Raw genomic sequence first — 261 nt, forward strand, 5'->3', positions numbered from 1 at the left:
ATCAGAAGCCCTCCGGACGCCGGAGATTTGTCTCGAGGCAGTGAGGCAAAACGGTATGGCGTTGAAATATGTGCCTGGATCCCTCCTAACGAAGGAGATACACCTTGAGGCAGTGAGGCAAAATGGCGCGGCGTTAAATCATGTACTGTGGTTCCTTCGGACGCCCGAGGTCTGTCGCGAAGCAGTGAGACAGGAAGGCAGGTCATTGCAATATGTGCCGGAGCGTCTCCAGACGGAGGAGATATGCCTCGAGGCGGTGAG

General features: G+C 55.9%; 1 protein-coding gene. It reads left to right on the forward strand.

Features of this window, described 5'->3' with window-relative positions; all coding sequences use genetic code 11:
• Positions 1–25 precede the first annotated feature (25 nt).
• Positions 26–261 (forward strand): DUF4116 domain-containing protein (locus E1297_RS51035; RefSeq protein WP_368669408.1); only part of this gene is annotated, 236 nt, incomplete at its 3' end.

It is taken from the genome of Roseibium sp. RKSG952 (assembly GCF_009711355.1).